A 24,901-nucleotide genomic window follows, 5' to 3' on the forward strand; every position below is an offset into this window, starting at 1 on the left:
TGTCCCATCCTCCGTTCGTACGATACATAAAGGAGGATGGGATTCATGTTTCATACATATACACGGCAGCGGAACGTCGTGCGCACGACTGCGTTTCTTACTGTCTTGTTTCTCGGCCTCGAACTCACCTTTCAAGGGGCGGACCAGACGGTGGGCTATGCCGAGACGAATCCGAGCTGGTTGCCTGAGGCGTGGACGGCAAACCCGATGCTCACCTTGTATCTCGGTGTGCTATTGATTTTATTCATCGACCTTGTCGTGTCGAGTATCGTTTATCGAAAGCATAGTTCGCCTACCTACGTCCGTCGTTTCATCGCGTTGCAGTTCTTTGGCGCGCTCGTCGCCACGTCCGCCTACTTGACGGCCGTCTATGTTGAGCCACGTTGGCCGTTCACGTTTCTCGTCTCATTCGGGATTATGATGTCGTTCGGCTTGACGGACAAGTTTTTAAAACCGCTTCAACCAGAAAAACAGGAAGGTGTGCCGAATGAACGGTGACCTTCCTGTTTTTAGCGTGGCGTGATGAAATTAATTGTATAGAACGGGCTATTGTCGTCGTTATGCACAAGTCCGACCGACGCATGGGTGAACTCAGGCTTCAAGATATTCTCGCGGTGACCGAGCGAGTTCATGAGCCCCCAGTGGGCGTGAAAGACGCTCATCTGGCCCATCGCCAAGTTCTCTCCGGCGACCGAATATGTGAGCCCGTACTCGTTCATCCGCTCGAACGGGTCCCGTCCTTCTGGGTCCGTATGGCTGAAGAAATTGTTCTCCGCCATATTCTCGCTATGTGCCCGAACGACGGGAAGGAGCGGCTCAAAGTCGGCGAGCGCTGACAGGTTAAACTTTTGGCGGTCCCAATTCATGAGCAACCGCATGAGCGTCTCGTTCCCGACCGTACTTTCGGCTGAGATGTCGCCGTAATACCCGTCACTCGCCTCTTCGACGCGACGGTCGACGGAAAGCACGGCTTTCAGCTTGTCGTCGTCGTGTTGATCGAAGAAGAACGTGACGTAATTGCCGTTAATCGCATACACCGAAAACGACGGGTCGTCGGGAATCAAATAGCGGCGCATCCCTTTATCGTACGAACGGACGGCATCGAAACCGATTTGCTCGACGTCTTGCCGCGTCGTCTCATCCACAATCAGACCTTCATACGTGCTCCCCGTCTCGAATTGATAGAACCCTTTCTTCGCGCCGTCCGCATCGATCAATTCGAGCGTCCGATCGCCGTTTCGTTCGAGCAAGTACCAATCATTCCCGGCATATTGGCTAGCAAAGCGCGGGGCATCGGTGACTTCAGTTGTCTCCTCATCGGTCCCTTCCACTTCCTCCGCCACGTCCGATTTTACTTGAACACTCGTCGGCGCCGAAACGTTCGGCACTTCATATTTCCAAGCGGCATAGCCACCAATCGCCATCAAAATGATGATTAATTTGCGAATCATGTCGACTCCTTTCGCAAAACGCTTACCCTTGTTGCTCACCGAACGCCTTCAAACGCGCTTTGATGTCGATGAGCATCTCCATATAGGCGACATATGTCGCTTCATCTATTTTCAGCATACCACTCACTTGACGCGGAACGTCCTCCGCCTGCTCACGCAGTGCGCGACCTGAATCGGTGAGCGTCAGTACAATGCGGCGCTCGTCATCTTGTGCCCGTACTTTTTCAACATAGCCGATTTGCATCAAGCGTTTGACGAGTGGCGACAGCGTACCCGAGTCGAGCGTCAGCCGTTCTCCGACTTGTTTCAAATCGATTCCTTCCTCTTCCCACAAGACGAGCATAACCAGGTACTGGCTATAGGTCAGGTTTAACGGAGCCAAAATCGGGCGATATAAACGTGTCAGCTCTTTTGAGGCAGTATAGAGCTGAAAACAGATTTGATGTTCTAATGTTAGCGAACTTTTCATGGTTTGTCCTCCGGCTGTAGTCTTAGGACAAGCATATCACTTGCACATTCATTTGACTGCCTTATAATTAAGTTGTGCACAATATAATTGTTGAAAATGAAACGGAGGAAATGAATCATGAAACCAGTATTCACAGCTTCTGCAACAGCAATCGGTGGCCGCGAAGGACGCGTCACATCAACGGACGGTATCATCGACTTAAACGTCTCGATGCCTGGCTCAAAACATGCGGACGAAGCGACGAACCCTGAACAGTTGTTCGCAGCCGGCTATGCGGCTTGCTTCGGTAGCGCATTGAACCTCGTCATCAGTAAAGAGCGCGTCAAGACGGAAGGTTCAAGCGTCACGGGTCACGTCACGCTCAACCAGGATGACGAAGGCGGCTTCTTCATTTCCGTTGAACTCGAAGTCGAAATCAAAGGTGTCGACCAAGAGACAGCCGAGCGCCTCGTCGAAGCGGCACACCAAGTGTGTCCGTATTCGAAAGCGACACGCGGCAACGTCGACGTCAAATTGACAGCAAAAGCAGCATAATCACGCTCCCGCTCCTCATCGAGCGGGATTTTTTTGTAACGAAACGATGATCACTCGTTTTCTCAACATTCTTTGCTTCCTTACGACAGTCCGAGTAGAATGAAAGAACCGACGACACGAGGAGGGACGACATGTTCAAAGGAAGACGTAAATACATCACGTTCGGCGCCATCGTCACATTTTTATTTGTCGCCCTTTATAACGGACTCGTCGTCCGCACGTACAACGTGTCGACCGATAAACTTGAGGTGGGTCAATCCCTCCGCATCGTCCTTTTGTCCGACTTGCATGGCTACTCGTACGGAGAAAAACAAAGCGTTTTAATTGAGAAAGTGAAAGCGCAACAACCTGACCTCATCGCCTTGCCAGGTGACATGCTCGACCGGTACCGTTCACCGAACGCCGCCTTCGACTTAATCAAAGGGCTCGAAGGTGTTGCCCCGATGTACTTTGTGACCGGCAACCACGAGATTGATGACTCAGACGATTATGTCCGGCACGACGTGAAAGACGTGTTCCGCTCGCACGGGGTAATCGTCCTCGAGAACGAGGCCGAAGCACGGACAATCAACGGAATCGACCTCGTCATCGGCGGACTCGAAGACCCGCTCCGTACATATGCGGAAAACTGGCACGGGATATGGGAAGAGGACGCCCTCGTTGCGCTCGAGGATACGGAAACGGACGAGGCGTTCAGCATCTTGTTGTCGCACCGGGCCGAGCGGGTCGAGACATATGCCGCCCTTCCGTTCGACCTCGTCTTATCGGGTCACGCCCACGGCGGACAAGTGCGGATCCCTTACCTCATGAACGGGCTGTACGCGCCCGACCAAGGGTTTTTCCCGAAGTATGCCGGTGGGCTATATGAACACGAGACGTTCGATCACGTCATCGGGCGTGGATTCAACTACAGCGTCAGCGTACCGCGCATCTTCAATCCCCCGGAAATCGTTGTCATCGATGTGACCGGGACAGGGGCTCCACTGTGAGTCCCTTTTCCTATTTCCTCCATATTTCAGGTTCGAACGCGATCGAAGCGGGTACAGTACACGTGTTGTGACTTACCTGTTTTCGAAAAAAAGGAGGAATGAACGCATGCGCGCAGTAACGTATCAAGGGGCAAAGAACATCGAAGTGAAAGACGTGAAGGACCCAGAGATTGAGAGCCGGGAAGAGATTATCGTCAAAATCACCTCGACGGCGATTTGCGGCTCGGACTTGCATATTTACTTAGGCAACATGCCGACCCGCCACGGCTACGTCATCGGGCACGAACCGATGGGGATTGTCGAAGAAGTCGGACCGGACGTGACGAAAGTGAAAAAAGGCGACCGGGTTGTCTTGCCGTTCAACGTCTCGTGCGGCCACTGTTATTATTGTGAGCACGAGATGGAGAGCCAATGCGACAACTCGAACCATGCACCGCATACCGATGCGGGCGGTTACTTCGGCTTCACCGAACAGTTCGGGAATCATCCCGGTGGTCAGGCCGAGTATTTGAAAGTGCCGTACGGTAACTTCATGCCGCTCGTCATTCCAGAATCATGTGAGCTCGAGGATGAGGCGCTCCTCTTCCTATCAGACGTCATCCCGACTGCCTGGTGGAGCCTCGAGAGCGCCGGCATGAAAGCCGGCGACACCGTCGTCGTCCTCGGTTCCGGACCGGTCGGACTCATGACGCAAAAACTCGCCTGGGTCCGCGGAGCGAAACGCGTCATCGCCGTCGACCCCGAGCTTTATCGTTTAAACCGGGCGAAATTATCGAACAACGTCGAGACGGTGCTCATGAAAGACCCGATCGATACAGGTAAATACATTTACGAGATCACGAACGGCGGCGCCGACGTCGTCATCGACTGCGTCGGCTTCGATGGCAAAATGTCGCCAATCGAGAAAGTCGAACAGAAACTGATGGTCCAGGGCGGGACGCTCAGCGCCATCAAAGTCGCGAAAGAAGCGGTCCGGAAATTCGGGACAGTCCAACTGACGGGAATTTACGCAATGAACTATAATCAATTCCCGCTCGGCGACTTTTTCACACGGAACGTCAGCATCAAGACGGGTCAAGCGCCGGTCATCCACTATATGCCGGAGCTGTTCCAGATGATTGTCGACAACAAGTTCGACCCGACCGACATCATCACGCACCGGATGCCGCTCGACCAGGCGGCCGATGCGTATAAGATTTTCAACGATCATCTCGACGACTGCGTCAAAGTCGTCTTGAAGCCATAACGAAAGCGGTCCCCAATTTTACTGGGGACCGCTTTTTTTACCAGATGGTTCGTTCCTGACAGCAGGCGGGTGCCCGCTCGATTTGTACGGTTGAACGTTTGAACGTGCCGAATTGTTTTATCCGTTCCGTGACGTCCCGAAGGACCGCTTGATCGTTCGTCGTCTCGCCTATCAAGACGTGGCACGTCACCACGTATTCGTTCGATGTGATCGACCAAACATGCAAATCGTGCACTTCGTTTACTCCGGTAACGGCCAACAAATCACGCTGCATTGCCACGACATCGACTTCATGCGGCGCCCCTTCCATCAAGATGTGGACAGCATCCCGCGTAACCCGATAGCCGCTAATCAAGATGAGCACGGCGACAAACAGGCTCGCGATGGCATCAGCGAGCGTCCATCCGAACAACAAAATAAGAAGCGCGGCCGTGATGGCCCCGACCGAACCGAGTAAGTCTCCGAATACGTGTAACAGCGCACTCCGTACGTTCAAGTTGTCCTGCTCCCCGCGCATTAAAATCCATGCCGCGAGTATGTTCACAATCAACCCGACGACCGCAATAATCAGCATGCCCTCACTCATAATCTCCGGTGGTGCGAAAAGACGTTTATACGCCTCGATGATGATATAAATCGAGATGACGAGTAACGTCAACCCGTTCACGAACGCCGCTAAAATCTCGAAACGCCGATAGCCGAACGTTCGGTCCGGTGTCGCCTGCCTCGACCCGAAGCGGACAGCGAGAAAACTAAGTCCGAGTGCCGCGGCATCACTAAGCATATGCCCAGCGTCCGACAGCAAGGCGAGACTATTCGTCCACAGACCGCCGACGACCTCAACGATCATGAACGTCGCAATCAACAGAAACGCCCAAAATAGCGCCCGTTGGTTCGTCGTATGATGGTGATGATGGTCGTGTCCGTGATGATCATGCCCAGCCATAATACCCCTCCTCTTCTCTCATTATATTCCACGTCCCTCAAACAATCAAACGTTCATTTGAATGTAAAGCGAAAAAGAAAGCCGAAAAGTTTCCTTTTCAGCTGTCTCGCTTATTTCTGTTCAATCCGGACGCGCATGATGCCGCTATACGGGAACAGTTTCAACTGCATCGTCTCCCCTTCGTACCAACTTCCGGAAGCTTGGTCGCTCGACGCCGTCAACTCGGGCGATGCGACCGGTTGCTTGTCCCAATCGATCGCCTTCACTTTGCCGTCACGCATCATAAGGAAGAAGCCGTCGTAGAAGTGATATTCGTTCACTTGGTCACGCTGCACGGCTTTCGGGGCACCGAGCTCCGCTCGGACCGACTCACGGTCCTTCCCGAGGAGCTCGAGCGTGGACGTGGACGCGGAAGGCATGACGCTTTGCCACGCGGAAGTGATTTCCTCATCGGTCGCCGACGATGTCTCCGTCGTCACCCGTTCCTCGGTCACCCAGCCCGTCAACCGCTCGTTCAGTTGCAACTTGACGAACCCGCTCACCGTCTCGAGCCGCTCATAGCGGTCGCCGAGATCGGCCTCATAGACGACGGTTACCCGATCGTCCGCATACACTTTCGTATAAGGCGAGCCGATATAGACGACGTCTTTCGTCTCCTCGGCCACCGGCTCGTCTTCAGACTCTGAACCGACCATCTCGGTGGCGATGTCATCGGTTTCCGGCAACGCCGTTTTCGTATCTTTCGAATCCATCAGTGCCGCCAAGGCGATGACACCGACGAGCGAGGCGATCAATACGAGTGTCATCAGCGTGCGCATCAACCGTTTTCGTTTCCGGGACGCGGCCCGCGACGTCCGAACTTCTTCCTTCATCATGCTCTCCACTCCTACTCGTTTCGTTTCCTCTGTTTGGATTCGTCAAACGGTAAAAGGTTTCCTGCCTCGTCGACATATATTTGTTCGTCACGTTGAAGCGCCTCAATCGTGCGAAGCGTCGCCTCGACATCCGGCGCCTTACGCACATCTCGGTCCTTCACCGTCACCGGATCCCCGAGTTCGATGATCCGATCGGTCAATCGATGGAACGTCCGGTCATGCGAAATGAGGATGAGGCCGCCCGGATACAGCTCGAGTGCAGCCTTGATTTGTTCGCGTGTTGCCACGTCTAAATAGTTCGTCGGTTCATCCAGGGCGAGCAGGTGTGCATCCGAGAAATAAAGGATGAGGAAAGCGATGCGGCATTTCTCGCCCATGCTCGCGTCGCGCATCGGTTTATACACTTCATCACGTCGAAACAAGAAGTGGGCAAGCAGCGTCCGGACAGCTGTCTCGGACAAGTCGCTTTCTGCTAAGAGTGCCTCGAGAAGCGTCCCTTCCTGTGGGAGACGTTCGAGCGCCTGTGAGAAGTAGCCGATCTTCAGGCGCGGATGTCGCCTGACGACTCCTGATGTCGGCTCGAGATCTCCGAGGATGAGCTTCAACAGTGTCGTTTTCCCCGAGCCGTTCGGCCCGACAATCGAGATGCGATCGTTTCGCTCGATTGCGAACGAGACGTCCGTGAACAACGGTTCGTCATAGCCGAACGAGACCGCCTCACACGTCAGCCACGTCTTCGCTTCGAGCGGTTCGGCGTGGAATTGGACGTGCACGTGGGCCGTTTCTTTCGGTCGGTTCGGACGAGACGCCTCGAGCTGTTCGAGCTTTCGAACGCGTGCCTTCATCTTGACGGCCAAGTTTGCCGCGCCTTTTTGGGCACCGGGGTTGCGGACACTCGCCGTCGCTTTCGCTTTCAAGTGCCAGCCCTTATATTGGGCAATCATGTCGAGCAACTCCGACTTCCTTGCCACATAGCGGGCATGGGCTCGCTCGTCCCGTCGCGCTTCGTCGCGTTTTTGTGTCGTGTACGTCGTGTAATTTCCCGGGTAACGCGTGACGCGCCCCTCCTCAAGCTCGAGGATGACGTCGGCCACGTCCTCGATGAACTGTCGGTCGTGTGAGATGGTGAGTACTGTCCCTTGAAATTGGCGCACCCAGTCGGTCAACCATTCGATCGACGTGACGTCGAGATGGTTCGTCGGTTCATCGAGTAAGACGATGTCGACTTGTTGCAATGTCAGTCGTGCCAGTTGGGCTCGCGTCCGTTCACCACCGCTCAACTCGGACAATCGTCTCTCTTCATGAGTAAGGCCGAGTTGCTTGAGCGCGTGTTTCGCTTCCCCCTCGAGACGATATGCCCCAGTCTCTAACGCCTTATCATACGCTCGCATGACACGCTCCGCCTCACCTGACATGACGTCCTCATATAAAGAGAAACGCACATGGTCGCCGAGCATAACGTACGAGAGCAGCGTCTCGTCCGATTCTTCGAGCGTCTGTTCGACGACCCCAAGCGTTCCGTGCCGCTCAATTGAACCGGCTTCTGGCGTGAGCGCCCCGACAATCAAGTTAAATAACGTCGTCTTCCCCGACCCGTTCTGTCCGAACAAGACGGCGTGCTCCCCAGTCGCGACGTCAAAAGAAACATTTTGAAATAAAGGTTGCCGGTCGTAATCGAACCGGACTTGTTTGATGGATAACATATGTCTCACCTCGCAAATTGTTCTGATACGCGATGAAACAAAAAACACCATCCGCGACAAGCGGTGGTGTGAAGATCTCCGGTCAAGCGGAAAGAAGGGTTACCCCCGTCGCCTGAAATTGGACACACTTCACCCGTGACTGTTCGTGCGAACAGTGCTGACTTGTTTCATCAGTTGAGTGTGTGTGACTTTTTCATGGCACGGTGTACCTTCCTTTCCTAAGTTATGTCCACCGTACCAAATTGGAAGCGGATTCGCAACCTCCCCCACAATCTCCCATCGTTTCTACGGCTTTGGGCTGATGCAGGTTCGGCGTCTGAGCGGTATGATGAAGCCATCTTAGAATGAATGAGGAGACTGACATGAGACTACGAACCCTACTCGTCCCGAGCGCCGTCCTCGCGAGCGTCGGCACGTTCCTTTATACACGTTTGAAACGAAGATTGCCTCGACCGGCTTATAAAGTCCCATCGGTCAAGCCGGACCTCGCCTCATTTGATGAGACGACGGTCAGCGCCACGTGGGTTGGCCATTCGACCGTCCTCATCCATTGGTATGGTTTGAAGATTTTGACCGATCCGGTGTTCTCGAAGCGAATCGGCGTCCACCTCGGTCCCATCACGTTCGGGATGAAGCGGCATACCGCGCCCGCCCTCTCCATTGAAGAAGTCGGCCCTGTCGACGTGATTTTACTTAGTCACGCCCATATGGATCATTTCGACCATAAAAGTTTGAAGCGGCTCATCACGCCGGACACGGTCGTCATCTCGGCCCCGGGGACGAGCAAATTGCTCCGCAAGTATAAGAGTCTGCAGACGATCGAGATGCACCCGCACGACAAGTTGACGCTCGCAAGCGGGCTACACGTGCACGCCATTCCCGTCGCCCATTGGGGCAACCGCTTCCCGTGGGACAAACAAATGGGCTATAACGGCTACGTCTTAAAGTATAAAGGGGTGCGTATGCTGTTCGCAGGGGACACCGCGTACACGGAATCGTTCAATGGCCTCGCGAACAAGGAACCGATCGACCTCGCCTTCTTCCCGATTGGTGCCTATCAACCAGACTCGTTCCAAGAAGCACATTGCACGCCGGAACAAGCGTGGATGATGTTCAAACAGAGCGGGGCGAAACGCTTTTTCCCGATGCATTGGGATACGTTTGTCTTATCCTACGAGCCGGTCGAAGAACCCTACATCCGTCTCGTCGCCGCAGCGAAACTTGAGCGTGACCAAATCGTGATTAAAGCGCACGGCGAAAGCATTACCCTGTAGCTTTCACTTTCACTTTCGAGCGAATTTCGGTAACGTTAGACGTGATAGGGAGGGAATCAATATGGAATGGACAATGCTCAATAATGATGTCAATATGCCGATGCTCGGGCTCGGCGTATACAAAGTCGAAGACGGCTCCGTAACATCGGATACGGTGAAGGCGGCACTCGACGCCGGTTATCGTTTAATCGACACGGCCGCCATCTATCAGAACGAAGAAAGCGTCGGACGCGCGATTCGGGAATCGAACGTCCCGCGTGAAGACATTTTCGTGACGACAAAACTATGGAACGAGTTTCACGGCTTCGACGAGGCGCTCCAAGCGTTCGAGGACAGCCTCGACCGGCTCGGCCTCGAGTACGTGGACTTGTTCTTGATTCATTGGCCGATGCCGCGGTTCGGTAAATTCGTCGAGACGTATAAAGCGCTCGAGCAACTGTATGAGGAAGGCAAAGTTCGGGCCATCGGCGTCTCGAACTTCGAGGTCAGCCACCTCGAGCAAATCATCCAGTCGTGCTCGATCGTCCCGGCCGTGAACCAAGTTGAGATTCACCCCTACTTGTCCCAAAAAGAGTTGATTGCATTCTGTCAACGCTACGACATTCAAATTCAAGCGTGGAGCCCGCTCATGAAAGGCCGCGAAGCGCTCACCGACTCGGTCATCACGGACATCGCGGCGAAGCACGGCAAGTCCCCAGCCCAAGTCATCTTGCGCTGGCACTTACAAAACGGCGTCGCCGTCATCCCGAAATCGGTCACCCCGAGCCGGATTCAAGAGAACATCCAAGTGTTTGACTTCACGTTGACGAAAGAAGAGATGGGTGCGATCGACGGGCTGAACCGGAACGAACGGACCGGGTCCGACCCGAATGAGATGCATAAAATCCACTACTGAGGAGCGAGTAAACATGTTCAAAAAATTAGCCTCGGACTTGACCGGCTTCAGCGATATCGGTGAAGTCATCGACCCGAAAGACTTCGACAAAGCGGACTCGGACGATTATGTCCTCCACGAAGACAACGAGAAGATTTACTTTTTGATCAAATCGAAATCAGACGAGTACTGCTTCACGAACTTGGCGATGATTCACCTTGACGGGACGAGCGCGATGAGCTCAAAGCGGATCTTATACCGCTATCCATACGCTCACTTCCCGCTGAACAGTGTCATGTTCGAGACGGCGGGCACCGTCGATTTAGACGTCGAGATTAAATTCACGATTGGCGACAAACCATACTCCATCGACGTGAACAAAAAACAGATCGAGCACGTAAAAGACTTGTACAAGTCACTTCTCGCCATCGCCGAGACACAACGCGAAGGTCGGAAGATGATGGAGTTCGCCAACGCGTCGCTCACCCATTCGGTGTCGATCTTGAGCGGGCTCCGTCAAGGTGACATGCACGTCGCGTCGACGTTCAAAGAGTTGAATGAACAGAGCTTCGATTGGCTGCAAGGCCACTACCAGGAGTGGAACCGGAAAGACTTTGGTGACGTGTTCGAGAAATATATCAATAACTAATAGGCGGTGACGTATGGACTTCATGTGGCTGTTGATTCTATTCGGTTTGTTCATGCTCGGAATGGTGATTGTTTTCATTAGTAGCGTGCTGAACGCCATGTTCAGACAGCTTCATCCGCTCGTCCATGTCGTCATCGTCAGCTTACTCGTCTATTTGGGTTCAAGTTTGTTCATGGACCAAAACGTGTTTTGGCCGATGACACTCGTCGCCATCATCAGTTACACGGCGCCACTACTCGTCATAAAGCTTTACAACAAAGGCGTGCGCGTCGAGCGCAAGCGCCAAACGTAAAAACGTCCGCTAGACACCTGACCTCGGTGCTAGCGGACGTTTTCATTTGTCTTCGTCAATCAACTGCTCGGCGAGCCGCTGGTACAAGTGGCTCATGTGGACGGCCGATGCGATGGCGAGCGAACGCTGGATGTCACTGTCATTTGAGAGGACGTTCTCAATCATCGTCTCGGCTTGCATCTCAAACGCCTGCATGTTCTTTACTTTCTGAACTTGATACGCGTCATAGAAGTCCTCAAGCGAGAAACCTTCGTCCGATTCATTTAACGGACGGAGCGTCTGTTTGATGTCATTAATTGAAAGTAAGCCCTTCATCTCATAAATCAGGCTGAGGAGCATCAAGTGCTCATTCGTATACTTCTTATTTTTGACGGGATGAAACAACTTGCCTTTGGCATAGTTGTTGATCATCGTCTTCGTCAAAATCGTCTCGGTCTCATCACGCTTCATCTTCTCATAATGTTGCTCGAACAGCTGGATGACTTGGTCCATGTATAAGTCAATCGTCGGGAGCACCTGCTTCGGAAGCGTCCCTTCCGTTTGAATGATATCGGCCGGTTTCATCTACATCACCTCTCCTTCAGTATACGAATAAACCCGGTTTGTCGAAACAAAAACCTTGTTGTTTTCCTGTATTCAGCTTATCATGTAGTTATGGATACTACATGATGTGATAAGGAGTGTTTTATATGAATTCGATTTTTCGGGAACCGATTAACGCACTGACCCATTTGGCCGGGGCCGTGCTCGCATTTGTCGCGTTGATTGCGATGACGGTGAAAGCATCGATGCTTGGGGAGCCGCTCGCCATCATGGCGGCGATTTTATTCGGCATCAGTCTCGTCTTCCTCTACTTGTCTTCAGGCTTATACCACAGCATCATCGCCTCGCCGAATGTGATCGCCTTCTTCCGAAGAATCGATCATGCGATGATTTATGCGTTGATCGCCGGGACGTATGCCCCGCTCACGCTCCTTGCGCTCGAAGGCCCGACGCGTTGGGTGCTGTTCGGCACCGTCCACGCCCTCGCCTTGTTCGGAATCATCTTCAAACTCGTCTGGTTCCACGCGCCGCGTTTCCTCTCGACGGCACTTTATATTGGAATGGGCTGGCTATCGGTGTTCTTCATCGGCCCTCTCCATAGCGTCATCGGTAACGCCGGCATCTTCTGGCTCGTCCTCGGTGGCGTCATGTATACGATCGGGGGACTTATTTACGGCTTCAAACCGAAATTCGTCAACTGGCGCGGTTGGGGCTTCCACGAGGTATTCCACTTGTTCATCTTGTTCGGTAGCTTCGCCCACTTCGTCTGCGTGTTCTGGTATGTGTTTTAAGTCCTCCTCGTGAGGGCTTTTTTATTGAGCAGTTTCGTTTACTTCGATTTCAAGACATCTTACACTGACGGTAGGAGGGATGATGATGAAAATTGAAGTTTGGTCAGACTACGTCTGCCCGTTCTGTTATATTGGTAAGCGCCGTTTAGAAGAAGCACTTGAACAGTTCCCGCATGCGGACAATGTCGAGGTAGAGTTCAAGAGCTTCGAACTCGACCCGAACGCCCCGACGACGGATTCACGTTCGATTTATGAAGTGCTCGCCAAGAAGTACAACATGCCGCTCGAGCAGGCGAAGACGACGACGATGCAAGTTGCCGCGCAGGCGCGTACGGTCGGTCTCGACTATGATTTCGACAACATGGTTGTTACGGGCACGCTCGACTCGCACCGGTTGACACACTATGCGAAGACGGTCGGGAAAGAGAAAGAACTATCGGAAGCACTTCTTAAGGCGTACTTCGTCGAGGCGAAGCATATCGGCGACCACGACATCCTCGTTGAAATCGCGACGAGTGTCGGACTCGAGGCGGATGCCGTGAAAGACGTGCTCGCGTCAGACGTGTACACGGACGACGTCCGTGCCGAAGAGAAGCGCGCCAGCGATCTTGGCATCACTGGCGTCCCATTCTTCGTCTTCGACGGTAAATACGGTGTCTCGGGCGCTCAACCGACCGAGGCGTTCACACAAGTGCTTGAGAAGACGTGGGCCGAATCGGCACCGACGCTTCAAGTGATTTCGGGCGGTGCGACATGCACGGACGACAACTGTGATATTTAATTTGTAAGAAGCCGAATTCCCGGCTTCTTTTTTATAGCTTTCTGAATCGTTCTGAAGGATAATTATTATCAGCTAATAAGAATCGAGGACTTAACCATATGTGGAAAAATCGCAACGTCTGGATTATCTTGACCGGAGAATTCGTCGCCGGACTCGGGCTTTGGCTCGGTATCATCGGCAATTTGGAGTTCATGCAGGAGAAAGTTCCGTCTGACTTCGTCAAGGCGCTCATCCTCGCTGGCGGATTGCTCGCCGGTGTCGCCATCGGGCCGCTCGCGGGACGACTTACCGACCAAGGCTCAAAAAAGAAAATCATGCTCATCTCAAGCGTCGTCCGGGCGCTGAGCGTCCTGTTCATGTTCGTCGCCATCGAGACGGGCAGCGTCCTATGGATGGTCGTTTTCCTCGTCTTCCTACAAGGCTCGGCCGCGTTCTACTTCCCCGCGCTCCAGGCGGCCATCCCGCTCATCGTCAAAGAACGCGAGTTGCTCGCCTTGAACGGTATCCATATGAACGTGTCGACGTTGTCTCGTGTCATTGGGACGGCCATCGCCGGGATTTTGCTCACACTCATCTCGCTTCGGGACGTGTATGCACTCTCGCTCGTCGCCTATTTACTTCTAGCCGTGGCGACGTGGTTCTTGAAGATTGACGAGACGGCCGTCCCGTCCGCGAAGAAAGTCGACAAATCGACCGGCGGCTTTAAGGACGTCTTTCCGATCATCAAGTCGATTCCCGTCATCTTCATGACACTCGTCATGACGCTCATCCCACTCCTCTTTATCGGTGGGTTCAACTTGCTCGTCATCAACATCAGCGAGCTACAAGATTCGACGGCGATCAAAGGCTGGATTTACACGGCGGAAGGAATCGCCTTCATGGCTGGCGCTTTCCTCATCAAGCGAATCGGGGAGAAGTTCTCCGTCTTCTCGATTCTGTTCACGTTCTCGTTCTTGATCGGCGTCGCCCAGCTCATGCTCTATTTTGCCGACATCCCGGCCGTCTCCATTGCCGCCTTCGTCTTGTTCGGCTTCTCGGTCGGCTGTTTCTTCCCGACCGCGGTGACAATTTTCCAGACACGAATGCCGAAAGACTATCACGGCCGCTTCTTCTCATTCCGGAACATGCTCGACCGAATCGTCTTCCAAGTCGTCCTCCTCGTCACGGGCTTCTTCCTCGATTTGATCGGCTTACAACTCATGGTCGTCTTGTTCGGAATCAGCTCCATCCTAATGACGGGAGCGTTCCTCGTTTATACACGGAAACATGAACTGCATATCGAGAAAGAAGAGGCCGAACGCCTCTCTTCGTAAAAACAAGCGGTGACCGAATCGGTCATCGCTTGTTCGTGTCTTCGATTTCCCGCCACCACGTTTTCGTGTCGTTCCGTCCGTCGAGCGTGATGCGCTCACCGATCACCGGCGTCAAGACGTCGTCTTTCGGTAAGAGCGTGACCATCTGCTCGGCTGGGTCGAACCAATCATGGAACGATAAGGTGAACGCACCCCAGTGAATCGGGAGCACTTTATCGGCTCGCACGTCATGAAACGCCTGCGCCGTCTCATGCGGTTGCATGTGCACGTCCGGCCAGCGTTCATCGTATTGGCCACACTCGAGCGCCGCGAAGTCGAACGGGCCATATGCGTCACCAATCTCTTTAAAATGCGGACCGTAGCCACCGTCCCCGCTGAAGAAGAGGCGATCCGTCTCGCCGATGACGACCCATGACGCCCAAAGCGTCGCGTTGCGGTCGGTGAGCGAACGGCCGGAAAAGTGACGGGCCGGCGTGCAGACGAACGTCCATGACCCGAACGTATACGAATCGCCCCAGTCGCGTTCAACGATCCGTTTGGCCCCGATGCCCCATCGTTTTAAGTGACTGCCGACACCGAGCGGGACGATGAACGTCGCGACGCGGTCTTGAATCGCTTGAATCGATGCATAGTCCAAATGGTCGTAATGGTCGTGCGTAAGTAAGACGACATCGATGTCTGGCAAGTCGTCGAGTTCGAACGGTAAGTCTTCACTGAACCGTTCATTCTTCGCGAACGGGAGTGGTGACGGGCTGCGGCCGAACATCGGGTCGACGAGCATCGTCTTCCCGTCCATTTGAACGAGCAGCGCCGAATGGCCGAGCCAGTAGACGCGCGTGAAGCTCGAACCGAGTTTCTCTGAGAAATCGATTGGAACAATTGGAAGCGGTGCGCTCGGCTTGCGTCGTGAGTTCACATTCACATAATCACGCGACATCGAAATCATATCATCTGTCGAGAAACGCATCGGCGTATCGAGCAAATTACGGAACTTGCCGTTCACCAGATGCGGTGACTCGAGTGCCTTCGGTTTACGACCAAGCGGTTTATACTGTGTGAGCACGGTACCGGTCACGGCGGCCATGCCAATCAATGAAAACAATAGCGTCTTTTTCACGTTCATCCTCTTCCCCATATGATGATGTTTGTCTCATTATACGACGAAGTAGCGGAATGCGCATGATTCTTCATTCACGAAACGTGCCGAACCTCCGCTTATGCCATTTTTTGTTTAGATAGATTCTCTTCTCGCGCTTCAAGTCTGAACCAACCAGTCAATCGTTCGTCTTTAAAAAAGTCCCGATGCTTACGCATCAGGACTTCTGCAAAATCTTAATATCGTTCATGATGTCTTCATACGGCACGTCTTGGAAACCTGGATATGCTTTTACAATCTTCCCGTCCTGGTCGACGAGATAGAACCACGTCGCATGATCGACTTGCGTCCCTTCTTCCGGTTTCCGGACGAGCGCTTTGAAGTTCCCTTGCGCGAACGTCTCAATCTCTTCTTGCGAGTAGCCCGTCAAGAACTGCCAATCGGCGTTCGCTAAATCATAATCCGCCATGAACGCCTTGATTTTCTCTGGCGTGTCGACGGTCGGGTCGACGCTGAACGAGACGAATTGGACGTCCTCGACCCCCTCCTCGACGAGTGCGTCATTCAACTTCGACATGTTGAACGTCATCGGCGGACAGACCGTCTCACAGCTCGTAAACACGAAGTCGGCCATCCATACCTTGCCTTTCAAGTCATCGAGACTGACTTGCTCTCCCTCTTGGTTCATATATTCGAACGATTCGATGTCCCAGTTGAGCGGGTCTTCGATTTCGTTACTACAGGCGGCGAGCACGACGAACAGGCTCATAAATGCCACGATGATTCCTTTTTTCAATCTAGCCAACTCCTTAACGTTTTTTGACGAAAAGCAACAGCAACGTGATCATCGTGAACGCCGTCAACGCGAGAAACGGAATCGTCACGAAGCCGAACCAATTGATGTACTGCACGTTACACGGCACCCCTTGGACACACGGCTTAATCGCAGCAAAACCCGGTACTTTTTGGACCAGATAATGATAAAACGAGACCGTACCGCCGATGATCGCCAGTGGCAACACGTATTTCTTAACGGCGCGATCATCTGTGAAGACGGCAATGCCGAGCAGGAACGTCAGTGGATACATGAAGATGCGCTGAATCCAACAAAGTTCGCACGGGACGAACCCGCGAATTTCACTGAAATACAGGCTTCCGAGTGTCGCCATTAGCGAGACAAGCCAAGCGGCATAGAGTCCGTATCGATTAACGAACGATTTTGTCATAAGTCATTCTCAATCAATCGCTTGATTGCCTCATAGTCGAACGGATTCTCGAGCACGACCCCGTTAATCATAATCGTCGGCGTGAGGCGCACCTCATTCTCTTTGACGAGTCCGTCATCAAAGCTCACTTGTTCGAGGACCGTCGAATTTTCACTCAAATCCGTTTTAAGCCGCGCGACGTCGACGGACGTCGTCGCTTCGGCAATTTCAATCAAACGCTCGACCGTCACCCACGCCTCATCGTGATGCTGGCTCGCGGGTTGGGCGTCGTATACCGCCTTGTGGAAGTCCCAGAACGCGTCCGGGTCTTGGACGTATACGGATTCCGAAGCGAGTGCCGCCAAAATGGATTCTTGTCCGTGGAAGAGGACGTTTATGTAGCTGAAGCTCGCCTTGCCCGTGTCGATATAGTCCTCTTTTAATTTCGGATAGACCGTCTCCCCCCACTGTTTACACGACGGGCACTTATAGTCCCCGAACTCGACGACTGATACGGGTGCGTTCGTTTCCCCGATGGTCGGTTGTCCGGCTGTCTCCACGTGCTCCCCTCGTACGGCCGTCTCGGCTTGGTCGGCTGGTCGATTCAACAACACGACGACGATTGCAATTAAAGCAACGGCGACGAGTGTCAAGAGGACCAATACTTTATTTTGTTTCACTGTCTTCACCTCTATGTCTTTATATCGTCTCCATTATATCGAAAGCGCTATCCTAATCCACAAAAATCGACTCACACTTTTTTTTGAGATCACAAGAAAAGGATGCACCGCAATGGATGCACCCTGTTTACTCGCTGTGATTGACTTACGCTTCAAAAAGCAATTGCTCTGGATCTTCAATCATGTCTTTAATGTGTTTAAGGAACGTCACGGCCTCACGACCGTCGACGATGCGGTGGTCATACGAGAGCGCCACGTACATCATTGGGCGGTTCTCCATCGTGTCCGCATCGATTGCGATCGGACGGAGTTGAATCGAGTGCATCCCAAGGATCGCGACTTGCGGTCCGTTTAAAATCGGTGTCGACAAGAGCGAACCGAACACGCCGCCGTTCGTGATCGTGAACGTGCCACCCGTGAGGTCGCTAAGCCCGAGTTTGTTGTTGCGGGCCTTGTCGGCGAGGTGAAGGATGTCCTTCTCAATCTCACCAAAGTTTTTGCGGTCTGCTTCGCGCACGACCGGCACAACGAGTCCGTCTGGTGCCGACACGGCGATGCCGATATCGTAGTACTTCTTCAAGACGATCTCGTTGCCTTGAATCTCTGCGTTCAAGTAAGGCATCCGTTTAAGGGCCGCAACAGCCGCTTTCGTGAAGAATGACATAAAGCCGAGTTTGACGTCATTGTCTTTGACGAACTTCTCTTGACGACGTTTGCGGAGCGCCATAACGGCTGACATGTCGATTTCGTTGAACGTCGTGAGCATCGCAGCCGTCTGTTGCACTTCGACGAGGCGGTTCGCGATCGTCTGACGACGGCGCGTCATCTTGATGCGTTCTTCTTCCTTCCCGCTCGCTGCCGGTTGCGGTGTTGCAGCCGGTGCTTTCGGTGCCTCTTGTTTCGGTGCTGGTGCCGTGTTATGGCTCGTCACATCGTGGACGTTGATACGACCCATCGGATCGTTCGTTTGAATCGCCGCAAGGTCAATTCCTTTCTCACGGGCAAGCTTACGCGCTGCCGGTGTGGCGATTGGTCCTTTACCCGGGCTCGCGACGTGCTCTTCGCGACGCTCAACTTTTTTCGCTTCCTCGAGCGTTTCGACTTTCGGCTCAGCCGGAGCTGGTGCCGTTTCGGCCGGTGCTTCCGTCTTTGTCTTCGTCGCGACAGCCGTGCCGCCGCCTGATCCCGAACCGAGACGGGCGATGACTTGTCCGACTTGGACCGTGTCACCTTCGCCGGCGAGTTGCTCTTCTAGCACACCCGATTCATCGGCTGGTACCTCGATGTTGACTTTGTCTGTCTCGAGTTCGACGATGGCTTCCCCTTTTTCGACTTGGTCACCTGGCTGTTTGAGCCATGAAGCAACCGTTCCTTCCGTAATGGACTCTGCTAACTCCGGTACTTTGATTTCGATCACAATGAGTTCCCCCTTAACTTATTTACGATCTTTTTGGTATGTGCTCGTGCCGGCAGCAGCCGAGACGGCGTCACGCGAAATGGCTTCGCGGATGATGCGCGCTTGTTCTTGCTTATGGGCCGTTGGGTTCCCCTCGGCCGGGCTCGAACGACGGCGACGGCCGATATAGCGGACGTTCAACCGGTTCGTTGTGACCGCTTCGAGCCGTGGCTCGATATACGTCCAAGCGCCCATGTTCTTCGGCTCTTCTTGGACCCAAACGATCTCTTTCGCATTCGGGTAGCGACTGACGACTTCACGAATTTCACGGACCGGGAACGGATAAATCTCTTCGACCCGGATGATGTGAAGGAAGTCGAGCGACTCTTCCGACTTCATCGTCGCTTCTTGCAAATCGATCGCCATCTTCCCTGAACAGAAAACGAGTCGTTCAACTTTATCCGTTTGTTCACCCAAACCTGGCTGCTCGACGATCGGACGGAAAGTTCCGTCTGTCAATTCTTCGACCGATGAGGCTGCAAGCGGATGACGAAGCAGGCTCTTCGGTGTCATGATGATCATCGGACGGACTTGTTCCGTGCCAAGCATCAATGCTTGGCGACGTAAAATGTGGAAATACTGTGCGGCGGTCGAAAGGTTCGCGACCGTCCAGTTCTTCTCTCCGGCAAGCGTCAAGTAACGCTCCATCCGGGCACTCGAGTGCTCAGGACCTTGTCCTTCATATCCGTGCGGCAACAGCATGACGAGCCCTGACTTTTGTCCCCATTTGGCTCGTCCGGCCGAGATAAATTGGTCGAACATGACTTGCGCCGAGTTGGCGAAGTCGCCATATTGCGCTTCCCACAAGACGAGCGTGTCTTGAGCGAAGACGTTGTACCCGTATTCAAAACCGAGTACCGAGCCTTCCGAGAGCGGGCTGTTGAATACCGAGAATGAAGCGTTCGCTGTCGACAGATGATGGAGTGGCGAGAACTTCTTGCCCGTCTCCGCATCGTTCAACATAATGTTCCGCTGGGCGAACGTCCCGCGCTCTGAATCTTGACCGCTCAAGCGAACCGGTGTGCCATCCGAGATGATGGACGCATAGGCGAGCGTCTCGGCATGACCCCAGTCGACTTTCCCATTCTCCCCGAACGCCTCGCGGCGACGGTCGAGTACTTTTTGGAGTTTATGGAACACGCCAAATCCTTCCGGCCATTCGAGCAACTCCTCGTTGATTTGTTTCAAGACGTCTCGTTCCACGCCGGTCTCGACGGACGGGAACCCTTTAAAGACGGCTTCCGGCATGACGATGTCAGAATCCTCTTCCTCTGATGGGACGAGGTCACGGGCCGATTTGAGACGGTCTTCAATCGACTGTTCAATCGTCGCTTTGTCTTCTTTTGTCATCACACCTTCCGCGATGAGCGTATCGGCGTAAACGTGGCGAACCGATTGATGGCCTTTAATCGCTTTATAGAGGACCGGGTTCGTGTTCATCGGCTCGTCCATCTCGTTATGACCGTAGCGGCGGTACCCGACCAAGTCAACGAGGATATCTTTATGGAACTTGGCACGATATTCACTACATAGCTTCGCGACGGCCATACACGCTTCCGGATCGTCCGCATTCACGTGGAAGACTGGAATCTCATAACCTTTGGCGATATCGCTCGCATAGCGCGTCGAGCGTGAATCGCTCGGATCGGTCGTGAAGCCGATCGTGTTGTTGGCGATGACGTGGACCGTACCGGCCGTCCGATATCCGTTCAAGTTCGTCATGTTGAGCGTTTCGGCGACAATCCCTTGGCCTGGGAAAGCCGCGTCTCCGTGAATCAAAATCGAAGCCGCTTTATCATCTTGTTGAACGGCCATCCCTTTTTTCGAGCGGTCGTCTTGTGCGGCGCGTGTGTAGCCCTCGACGACTGAACCGACGAACTCCAAGTGGCTCGGGTTGTTCGCAAGGTTCAAACGGACTTCTTTCTTGTCTTCAAGCACTTTCCGGTCGAGCCCAAGGTGATACTTGACGTCGCCTGACCAACCGAAGTTGATGCCGATTGAGCCTTCCGACGGGATGAGCTCTTTGTTCGGCGCATGTTGGAATTCGGCGAAAATCATCTCGTACGGTTTCCCGAGCACATGGGCGAGCACGTTCAAGCGTCCCCGGTGCGCCATCCCGATATTGATATGTTCCGACCCGCTCGAGATGAGTCCCCCGACCATCGCATCAAGAAGCGGAATCATCGAGTCAAGTCCTTCAATGGAGAAGCGTTTTTGACCGACGTACGTCTTATGAAGGAACGATTCGAACAATTCGGTCTCCGCGAGTCGCTGGAACAATTCGATTTTTTCGTTTTTTGAAAGTTTCGCTTTGAGTGCGCCCTGTTCAATCCGACGACGAATCCAGCGCTTCTCTTCCATGTCGTCTAAGTGACGAAGTTCGATCGCGACCGTGTCCGTGTACACGTCAAGCAAGTGACGGACGAGTTCGAGCGCACTCGCGCCTTGCTTCGGTACATCTTCCGTCAATAGGTGCGCAGGGATTTGTTTTAAATCCGCTTCTTTCAGCCCATAGTGGTCAAACGCAAATAAGCCGTGTTCGCGCGGGTGGTCTTTGAGCGGGTAAATGTCAGCCGCTTTATGGCCGAGTGCCCGAATATCATTGACCAGCCGTGTCGCTGCCACGACTTTCTCCAAATCAAACGATGCGACCGGTGCGTCCGGTACCGCCGTTTCGGGTGCCCCATGCTCGTCGAAGTAGTGACGCGTCTCGGCATCGACCGATTCTGGGTCTTCCAAATATTGCTCGTATAATTCAACGATATAGCCTAAGTTTGGACCATAAAATGATTGTAACGCTTCGTGACCGTTCGACGACTCTCCCATTGAATAAATCCCCCTATCCGTTCCTAAACGCCCTTGTGTGTGAACGCTTTCATTTTAACATTAAGCGCGAAGCAGTTCATCCTTCTGATTCGCACTAGATAAAGAGCCAAATCTTGCCTCTTACTCTCCCCTCCATACTACACCTTTCCACCTCGAAAGACCCTTTCAAATTCACAATTCGTCCATACCAATTCAATAAGTTTTCCTTATCAACAAATTGTGAACCGATGCGTTTGTTTCATTTATTTCAAAAAAAGGTGAAACCTCGTTTCAGCTTATGCCGTAATATAGGTGTAAGCCAGTTGGTAAATACTCTCAATGAAAGTTAGGTGACATCATGTTAACCGTGCAAAACGTACACAAAAAGATGGGAAAGACGAACGTGTTGACGAACGTCAGCTTCGAAGTCGTGCCAGGGGAAATCTTCGGGTTCCTCGGTCCGAACGGGGCCGGTAAAACGACGACGATTCGCATCATTACCGGCCTCATGCCTGCGACCCACGGAACGGTGACAGTCGATGGGTTCGACGTCGCGACCGAGCGTCAACAAGCGCTGAGCCGGATTGGCGCCATCGTTGAAAACCCTGCCTTCTATCCGTATCTGACCGGACGAGAAAATTTGATTCATGCGATGAATCTGATTCCAGGCATAAAGAAAGTAGATTTGAACGCCCTTGGCGCGCTCGTCGGACTCGAAACGAAGCTCGATCTAAAAGTAAAACAATACTCGCTCGGCATGAAGCAACGACTCGGGATTGCCCGTGCCCTCCTCCATAATCCGAAGGTCCTCATCTTAGATGAGCCGACGAACGGACTCGATCCAGCTGGGATCGCCGATTTGCGTCAATACTTACGGCATCTCGCCGACCACCGCGGCATCGCCATTTTAATCTCGAGCCACCTTTTAAGCGAAATGGAAATGATTACAGACCGTTTCGCCATCATCGACCAAGGTCAAATCAAGTCGGTCCAAGGGGGCGACGGGGAACTGCAGACGGAAAGCGTCATTTTATGCAAAGTGGACCGGGCTCACATGAACGATGCGCTCGATGTCGCGGCACTCGCCTTCGACGACGTCAAAATCGTTCAACAGTCGGCAGAGACGTTCATCGTCCCGCGACCAGAGAGCGACATTCCGCATCTATTAAAACAGCTTGTCGACCGTGGCTTGTCCGTCTATCAAATCGGGATGAAGCACGAGACGCTCGAGGAACAATTCTTAAAAGTAACGAAAAAAGAAGGAGGCACGAACAATGCGTTCATTACTAGCCAATGAATTTATGAAGTGGCGGCGAACGATTAAGCCACTCATCGCCCTTGGTATGTACACGGCGATTATCCTATTGACGTATTTCTTCGTTCGGGCAGACGGGGACGCCGCAACCTTCGTCAACTTCGCCGCGATGGCCGCGATGACGTTCCTTGGCATCTTTACGATCGTCTTTACGGCCGAGATGATCGGGAATGAGCTAAAGTACGACACGTTGAAACATTTGTTGATGAGTCCGTATTCACGTGATCGGATTCTCCTATCAAAACTTTTGGCGGCTCTCCTCATCATGCTCGCCCAGTTCGTCTTCATCCTAGCCGTGACGTACGGTCTCGCCCTCACGCTCGATGGGAACTTGACGTTCGAACAGTTCCGCAACTTGTTGCTCAGCGTGTCGAGCGGCGTGTTCGTCATCTTCTTGACGCTCATGTTCTCGGTCGTCTTCAAATCGACTGGTGTCGTTATCGGCTTCACCGTGCTCGCGAACTTCCTGTCGACGATGATTGGCGGCCTTCTCATCACATGGAAACCAGCCATCGCCAAATGGATTGTCTTCTTGCATACGGACTTATCTGTCTATTACCAAAGTCCCGGCTTCATGGAGACGATGGACGTGACGATTTGGTTCTCTGCCCTTTACGTCTTGATTCACATCGTCGCCTTCTACATCATCACGGCGTTCATGTTCCGGAGTAAAACGTTCGCCGAATAACGGTTAAGCGGTCGGATGAAGTGGTACTTCCTACTAGAGAGTGATTTCTAAGGAGGAGGGACCTGTATGTCGAAAACCGCTTTACTCATCATTGATATGTTCAATGACTTTGACTTCGAGGGAGGCGACGATTTACTCCGGAACACGGAACCGATCGTCGAACCGATTTTACAGTTAAAACGTCACTTTAAAGACAATGACTTACCGGTCATCTACTGTAACGACAACTTCGGACAGTGGAAAGATAGTACGGAGGACATCGTCCGTCACGTCGAATCATCGAACGGTCGTGAGATTGCAAAGCGCATCGCGCCGAAAGATAAAGAATATTTCATCATCAAACCACGACATTCCGCCTTTTACGGGACGCAGCTCGATATTTTACTCCGTCAACTCGACGTCAAAAATTTGGTGATGACCGGGGTCGCATCGGATATTTGCATCTTGTTCTCAGCGAACGATGGCTACATGCGAGAGTATGAGCTCCACGTACCGCGCGATTGTGTCGCCGCCGAGACCGACAAGCGGAACGAGAGTGCATTGACCGTCATTCATGAGACGCTTGGCATTCCAATCGATGCAGCCGACGTATATATTAAACAGACGAATTCGTGACAAAAGCCTCTGATTGTTGGACACACAATCCCAACATTTCAGAGGCTTTTTTGGTTTATTTTCAGCTATGCTAACTATATGAAGAACTGAAGAAGGATGTGACAAGATGTATCTCACGATTGGATTATCGCTCCTCGTCTGCCTGATCGCTCTCGTCTTTACAATTATGGTCGGGCTCGGGAAAGACAAGTCAGCGTATAGTCAGAAAAAGAGTTGGTCGATGGTTTCCTGGATTTATATCATCTTATTGCCGCTCTCGTTTTTCGGGCTCGGTCTACTCTACTATTTCATCACCCGATGACCTATTCATC

Annotated in this window: 27 protein-coding genes; 15 read left to right on the forward strand and 12 right to left on the reverse strand. The window is 52.9% G+C overall.

Annotated features, from left to right (window positions below; translation table 11 throughout):
* The first annotated feature begins 45 nt into the window (after positions 1 to 45).
* Positions 46 to 498: a hypothetical protein gene (locus KNP92_RS09910; protein ID WP_214839883.1), complete on the forward strand. Its 453-nt coding sequence runs from the start codon at positions 46 to 48 to the stop codon at positions 496 to 498.
* 11 nt (positions 499 to 509) lie between these two features.
* Here the strand turns inward: KNP92_RS09910 and KNP92_RS09915 are convergent, their stop codons facing one another.
* Positions 510 to 1,451, reverse strand: coding sequence for a CAP domain-containing protein (locus tag KNP92_RS09915; protein WP_214839885.1), 942 nt, complete (start codon positions 1,449 to 1,451; stop codon positions 510 to 512).
* Positions 1,452 to 1,473: 22 nt separating this feature from the next.
* Positions 1,474 to 1,920 (reverse strand): MarR family winged helix-turn-helix transcriptional regulator, encoded by a 447-nt coding sequence (locus KNP92_RS09920; RefSeq protein ID WP_034816446.1) that lies wholly within the window; start codon positions 1,918 to 1,920, stop codon positions 1,474 to 1,476.
* A gap of 117 nt (positions 1,921 to 2,037) precedes the next feature.
* On the opposite strand from KNP92_RS09920, the gene KNP92_RS09925 reads away from it, so the two are divergent.
* From KNP92_RS09925 to KNP92_RS09935, 3 genes are all read left to right on the forward strand, one after another.
* Positions 2,038 to 2,454: an organic hydroperoxide resistance protein gene (locus KNP92_RS09925; RefSeq protein ID WP_214839887.1), complete on the forward strand. Its 417-nt coding sequence runs from the start codon at positions 2,038 to 2,040 to the stop codon at positions 2,452 to 2,454.
* A 131-nt stretch (positions 2,455 to 2,585) separates the two neighbouring features.
* On the forward strand, positions 2,586 to 3,443 hold the full coding sequence (locus tag KNP92_RS09930) for a metallophosphoesterase (RefSeq protein WP_214839890.1): 858 nt from the start codon (positions 2,586 to 2,588) through the stop codon (positions 3,441 to 3,443).
* A gap of 106 nt (positions 3,444 to 3,549) precedes the next feature.
* Positions 3,550 to 4,689, forward strand: a complete 1,140-nt coding sequence (locus KNP92_RS09935; RefSeq protein WP_211779818.1) for an alcohol dehydrogenase catalytic domain-containing protein — start codon at positions 3,550 to 3,552, stop codon at positions 4,687 to 4,689.
* A 37-nt stretch (positions 4,690 to 4,726) separates the two neighbouring features.
* Here the strand turns inward: KNP92_RS09935 and KNP92_RS09940 are convergent, their stop codons facing one another.
* The 3 genes from KNP92_RS09940 to abc-f all read right to left on the reverse strand — a co-directional run bounded on the left by KNP92_RS09940 (position 4,727) and on the right by abc-f (position 8,213).
* Positions 4,727 to 5,635 (reverse strand): cation diffusion facilitator family transporter, encoded by a 909-nt coding sequence (locus KNP92_RS09940; RefSeq protein WP_214839892.1) that lies wholly within the window; start codon positions 5,633 to 5,635, stop codon positions 4,727 to 4,729.
* 110 nt (positions 5,636 to 5,745) lie between these two features.
* A complete protein-coding gene (locus tag KNP92_RS09945; protein ID WP_251136449.1) occupies positions 5,746 to 6,510 on the reverse strand; it encodes a hypothetical protein in 765 nt (254 codons plus the stop codon).
* 11 nt (positions 6,511 to 6,521) lie between these two features.
* Complete coding sequence (gene abc-f, locus KNP92_RS09950; protein WP_214839894.1) at positions 6,522 to 8,213, reverse strand: ribosomal protection-like ABC-F family protein; 1,692 nt, start codon at positions 8,211 to 8,213, stop codon at positions 6,522 to 6,524.
* Positions 8,214 to 8,575: 362 nt separating this feature from the next.
* Between abc-f and KNP92_RS09955 the strand changes: the two genes are divergently transcribed.
* The 4 genes from KNP92_RS09955 to KNP92_RS09970 all read left to right on the forward strand — a co-directional run bounded on the left by KNP92_RS09955 (position 8,576) and on the right by KNP92_RS09970 (position 11,302).
* Entirely contained in the window at positions 8,576 to 9,487 is a 912-nt protein-coding gene (locus KNP92_RS09955) for an MBL fold metallo-hydrolase (RefSeq protein ID WP_214839896.1), read from the forward strand.
* A 61-nt stretch (positions 9,488 to 9,548) separates the two neighbouring features.
* A complete protein-coding gene (locus tag KNP92_RS09960) occupies positions 9,549 to 10,382 on the forward strand; it encodes an aldo/keto reductase (protein ID WP_214839897.1) in 834 nt (277 codons plus the stop codon).
* A gap of 13 nt (positions 10,383 to 10,395) precedes the next feature.
* The gene (locus KNP92_RS09965) at positions 10,396 to 11,010 is read left to right on the forward strand and encodes a PH domain-containing protein (RefSeq protein ID WP_214839898.1); all 615 of its coding nucleotides are present in this window, start codon (positions 10,396 to 10,398) and stop codon (positions 11,008 to 11,010) included.
* Positions 11,011 to 11,023: 13 nt separating this feature from the next.
* Positions 11,024 to 11,302 (forward strand): hypothetical protein, encoded by a 279-nt coding sequence (locus tag KNP92_RS09970; RefSeq protein ID WP_214839899.1) that lies wholly within the window; start codon positions 11,024 to 11,026, stop codon positions 11,300 to 11,302.
* Between the two features lie 42 nt (positions 11,303 to 11,344).
* Here the strand turns inward: KNP92_RS09970 and KNP92_RS09975 are convergent, their stop codons facing one another.
* On the reverse strand, positions 11,345 to 11,866 hold the full coding sequence (locus KNP92_RS09975) for a DUF1836 domain-containing protein (RefSeq protein ID WP_214839901.1): 522 nt from the start codon (positions 11,864 to 11,866) through the stop codon (positions 11,345 to 11,347).
* Between the two features lie 125 nt (positions 11,867 to 11,991).
* On the opposite strand from KNP92_RS09975, the gene trhA reads away from it, so the two are divergent.
* From trhA to KNP92_RS09990, 3 genes are all read left to right on the forward strand, one after another.
* Positions 11,992 to 12,636, forward strand: a complete 645-nt coding sequence (trhA, locus tag KNP92_RS09980) for a PAQR family membrane homeostasis protein TrhA (protein ID WP_214839903.1) — start codon at positions 11,992 to 11,994, stop codon at positions 12,634 to 12,636.
* Between the two features lie 85 nt (positions 12,637 to 12,721).
* Positions 12,722 to 13,417 (forward strand): DsbA family oxidoreductase, encoded by a 696-nt coding sequence (locus KNP92_RS09985; RefSeq protein ID WP_214839905.1) that lies wholly within the window; start codon positions 12,722 to 12,724, stop codon positions 13,415 to 13,417.
* Between the two features lie 98 nt (positions 13,418 to 13,515).
* Positions 13,516 to 14,730, forward strand: a complete 1,215-nt coding sequence (locus tag KNP92_RS09990) for an MFS transporter (RefSeq protein WP_214839907.1) — start codon at positions 13,516 to 13,518, stop codon at positions 14,728 to 14,730.
* Positions 14,731 to 14,752: 22 nt separating this feature from the next.
* Here KNP92_RS09990 and KNP92_RS09995 read toward each other — a convergent pair whose 3' ends face one another.
* The 6 genes from KNP92_RS09995 to KNP92_RS10020 form a co-directional block, all read right to left on the reverse strand.
* Positions 14,753 to 15,847: an MBL fold metallo-hydrolase gene (locus KNP92_RS09995; RefSeq protein ID WP_260564115.1), complete on the reverse strand. Its 1,095-nt coding sequence runs from the start codon at positions 15,845 to 15,847 to the stop codon at positions 14,753 to 14,755.
* A gap of 196 nt (positions 15,848 to 16,043) precedes the next feature.
* The gene (locus KNP92_RS10000; protein ID WP_214840311.1) at positions 16,044 to 16,595 is read right to left on the reverse strand and encodes an SCO family protein; all 552 of its coding nucleotides are present in this window, start codon (positions 16,593 to 16,595) and stop codon (positions 16,044 to 16,046) included.
* 40 nt (positions 16,596 to 16,635) lie between these two features.
* On the reverse strand, positions 16,636 to 17,052 hold the full coding sequence (locus tag KNP92_RS10005; protein WP_214839911.1) for a disulfide oxidoreductase: 417 nt from the start codon (positions 17,050 to 17,052) through the stop codon (positions 16,636 to 16,638).
* Positions 17,049 to 17,711 carry a DsbA family protein gene (locus tag KNP92_RS10010; RefSeq protein WP_214839913.1) on the reverse strand — a complete coding sequence of 221 codons (663 nt, stop codon included), beginning with the start codon at positions 17,709 to 17,711 and terminating at the stop codon, positions 17,049 to 17,051. Before KNP92_RS10010 ends, KNP92_RS10005 begins: the two co-directional genes overlap by 4 nt.
* Before the next feature lie 145 nt (positions 17,712 to 17,856).
* Positions 17,857 to 19,128: a 2-oxoglutarate dehydrogenase complex dihydrolipoyllysine-residue succinyltransferase gene (gene odhB, locus KNP92_RS10015; protein ID WP_214839915.1), complete on the reverse strand. Its 1,272-nt coding sequence runs from the start codon at positions 19,126 to 19,128 to the stop codon at positions 17,857 to 17,859.
* A gap of 18 nt (positions 19,129 to 19,146) precedes the next feature.
* Positions 19,147 to 21,993, reverse strand: coding sequence for a 2-oxoglutarate dehydrogenase E1 component (locus KNP92_RS10020; RefSeq protein WP_214839917.1), 2,847 nt, complete (start codon positions 21,991 to 21,993; stop codon positions 19,147 to 19,149).
* Positions 21,994 to 22,330: 337 nt separating this feature from the next.
* Here KNP92_RS10020 and KNP92_RS10025 point away from each other — a divergent pair, with 337 nt between their 5' ends.
* The 4 genes from KNP92_RS10025 to KNP92_RS10040 all read left to right on the forward strand — a co-directional run bounded on the left by KNP92_RS10025 (position 22,331) and on the right by KNP92_RS10040 (position 24,891).
* A complete protein-coding gene (locus KNP92_RS10025; RefSeq protein WP_214839919.1) occupies positions 22,331 to 23,269 on the forward strand; it encodes an ABC transporter ATP-binding protein in 939 nt (312 codons plus the stop codon).
* Complete coding sequence (locus KNP92_RS10030; protein WP_214839925.1) at positions 23,247 to 23,975, forward strand: ABC transporter permease; 729 nt, start codon at positions 23,247 to 23,249, stop codon at positions 23,973 to 23,975. The genes KNP92_RS10025 and KNP92_RS10030 overlap by 23 nt, the downstream gene beginning before the upstream one ends.
* Positions 23,976 to 24,041: 66 nt before the next feature.
* Complete coding sequence (locus KNP92_RS10035; protein ID WP_214839927.1) at positions 24,042 to 24,590, forward strand: cysteine hydrolase family protein; 549 nt, start codon at positions 24,042 to 24,044, stop codon at positions 24,588 to 24,590.
* Between the two features lie 106 nt (positions 24,591 to 24,696).
* A complete protein-coding gene (locus KNP92_RS10040; protein WP_214839929.1) occupies positions 24,697 to 24,891 on the forward strand; it encodes a hypothetical protein in 195 nt (64 codons plus the stop codon).
* The last annotated feature ends 10 nt before the right edge of the window (positions 24,892 to 24,901 follow it).

The organism is Exiguobacterium sp. s122, from assembly GCF_018618475.1.
In the GTDB taxonomy this organism is placed as follows: domain Bacteria; phylum Bacillota; class Bacilli; order Exiguobacteriales; family Exiguobacteriaceae; genus Exiguobacterium; species Exiguobacterium himgiriensis.

Coding starts and splice junctions, on each gene's coding strand:
- KNP92_RS09930 (WP_214839890.1), top strand. CDS start 2,586: ATGTTCAAAGGAAGACGTAAATACATCACGTTCGGCGCCATCGTCACA.
- KNP92_RS10040 (WP_214839929.1), top strand. CDS start 24,697: ATGTATCTCACGATTGGATTATCGCTCCTCGTCTGCCTGATCGCTCTC.
- KNP92_RS09945 (WP_251136449.1), bottom strand. CDS start 6,510: ATGATGAAGGAAGAAGTTCGGACGTCGCGGGCCGCGTCCCGGAAACGA.
- KNP92_RS10035 (WP_214839927.1), top strand. CDS start 24,042: ATGTCGAAAACCGCTTTACTCATCATTGATATGTTCAATGACTTTGAC.
- KNP92_RS10025 (WP_214839919.1), top strand. CDS start 22,331: ATGTTAACCGTGCAAAACGTACACAAAAAGATGGGAAAGACGAACGTG.
- KNP92_RS09935 (WP_211779818.1), top strand. CDS start 3,550: ATGCGCGCAGTAACGTATCAAGGGGCAAAGAACATCGAAGTGAAAGAC.
- KNP92_RS09920 (WP_034816446.1), bottom strand. CDS start 1,920: ATGAAAAGTTCGCTAACATTAGAACATCAAATCTGTTTTCAGCTCTAT.
- KNP92_RS09975 (WP_214839901.1), bottom strand. CDS start 11,866: ATGAAACCGGCCGATATCATTCAAACGGAAGGGACGCTTCCGAAGCAG.
- KNP92_RS09915 (WP_214839885.1), bottom strand. CDS start 1,451: ATGATTCGCAAATTAATCATCATTTTGATGGCGATTGGTGGCTATGCC.
- KNP92_RS09965 (WP_214839898.1), top strand. CDS start 10,396: ATGTTCAAAAAATTAGCCTCGGACTTGACCGGCTTCAGCGATATCGGT.
- KNP92_RS10030 (WP_214839925.1), top strand. CDS start 23,247: ATGCGTTCATTACTAGCCAATGAATTTATGAAGTGGCGGCGAACGATT.
- KNP92_RS09940 (WP_214839892.1), bottom strand. CDS start 5,635: ATGGCTGGGCATGATCATCACGGACACGACCATCATCACCATCATACG.
- KNP92_RS10005 (WP_214839911.1), bottom strand. CDS start 17,052: ATGACAAAATCGTTCGTTAATCGATACGGACTCTATGCCGCTTGGCTT.
- KNP92_RS10020 (WP_214839917.1), bottom strand. CDS start 21,993: ATGGGAGAGTCGTCGAACGGTCACGAAGCGTTACAATCATTTTATGGT.
- KNP92_RS09970 (WP_214839899.1), top strand. CDS start 11,024: ATGGACTTCATGTGGCTGTTGATTCTATTCGGTTTGTTCATGCTCGGA.
- KNP92_RS09990 (WP_214839907.1), top strand. CDS start 13,516: ATGTGGAAAAATCGCAACGTCTGGATTATCTTGACCGGAGAATTCGTC.
- KNP92_RS09955 (WP_214839896.1), top strand. CDS start 8,576: ATGAGACTACGAACCCTACTCGTCCCGAGCGCCGTCCTCGCGAGCGTC.
- KNP92_RS09960 (WP_214839897.1), top strand. CDS start 9,549: ATGGAATGGACAATGCTCAATAATGATGTCAATATGCCGATGCTCGGG.
- KNP92_RS09925 (WP_214839887.1), top strand. CDS start 2,038: ATGAAACCAGTATTCACAGCTTCTGCAACAGCAATCGGTGGCCGCGAA.
- KNP92_RS09910 (WP_214839883.1), top strand. CDS start 46: ATGTTTCATACATATACACGGCAGCGGAACGTCGTGCGCACGACTGCG.
- trhA (WP_214839903.1), top strand. CDS start 11,992: ATGAATTCGATTTTTCGGGAACCGATTAACGCACTGACCCATTTGGCC.
- abc-f (WP_214839894.1), bottom strand. CDS start 8,213: ATGTTATCCATCAAACAAGTCCGGTTCGATTACGACCGGCAACCTTTA.
- KNP92_RS09985 (WP_214839905.1), top strand. CDS start 12,722: ATGAAAATTGAAGTTTGGTCAGACTACGTCTGCCCGTTCTGTTATATT.
- KNP92_RS10000 (WP_214840311.1), bottom strand. CDS start 16,595: ATGAGCCTGTTCGTCGTGCTCGCCGCCTGTAGTAACGAAATCGAAGAC.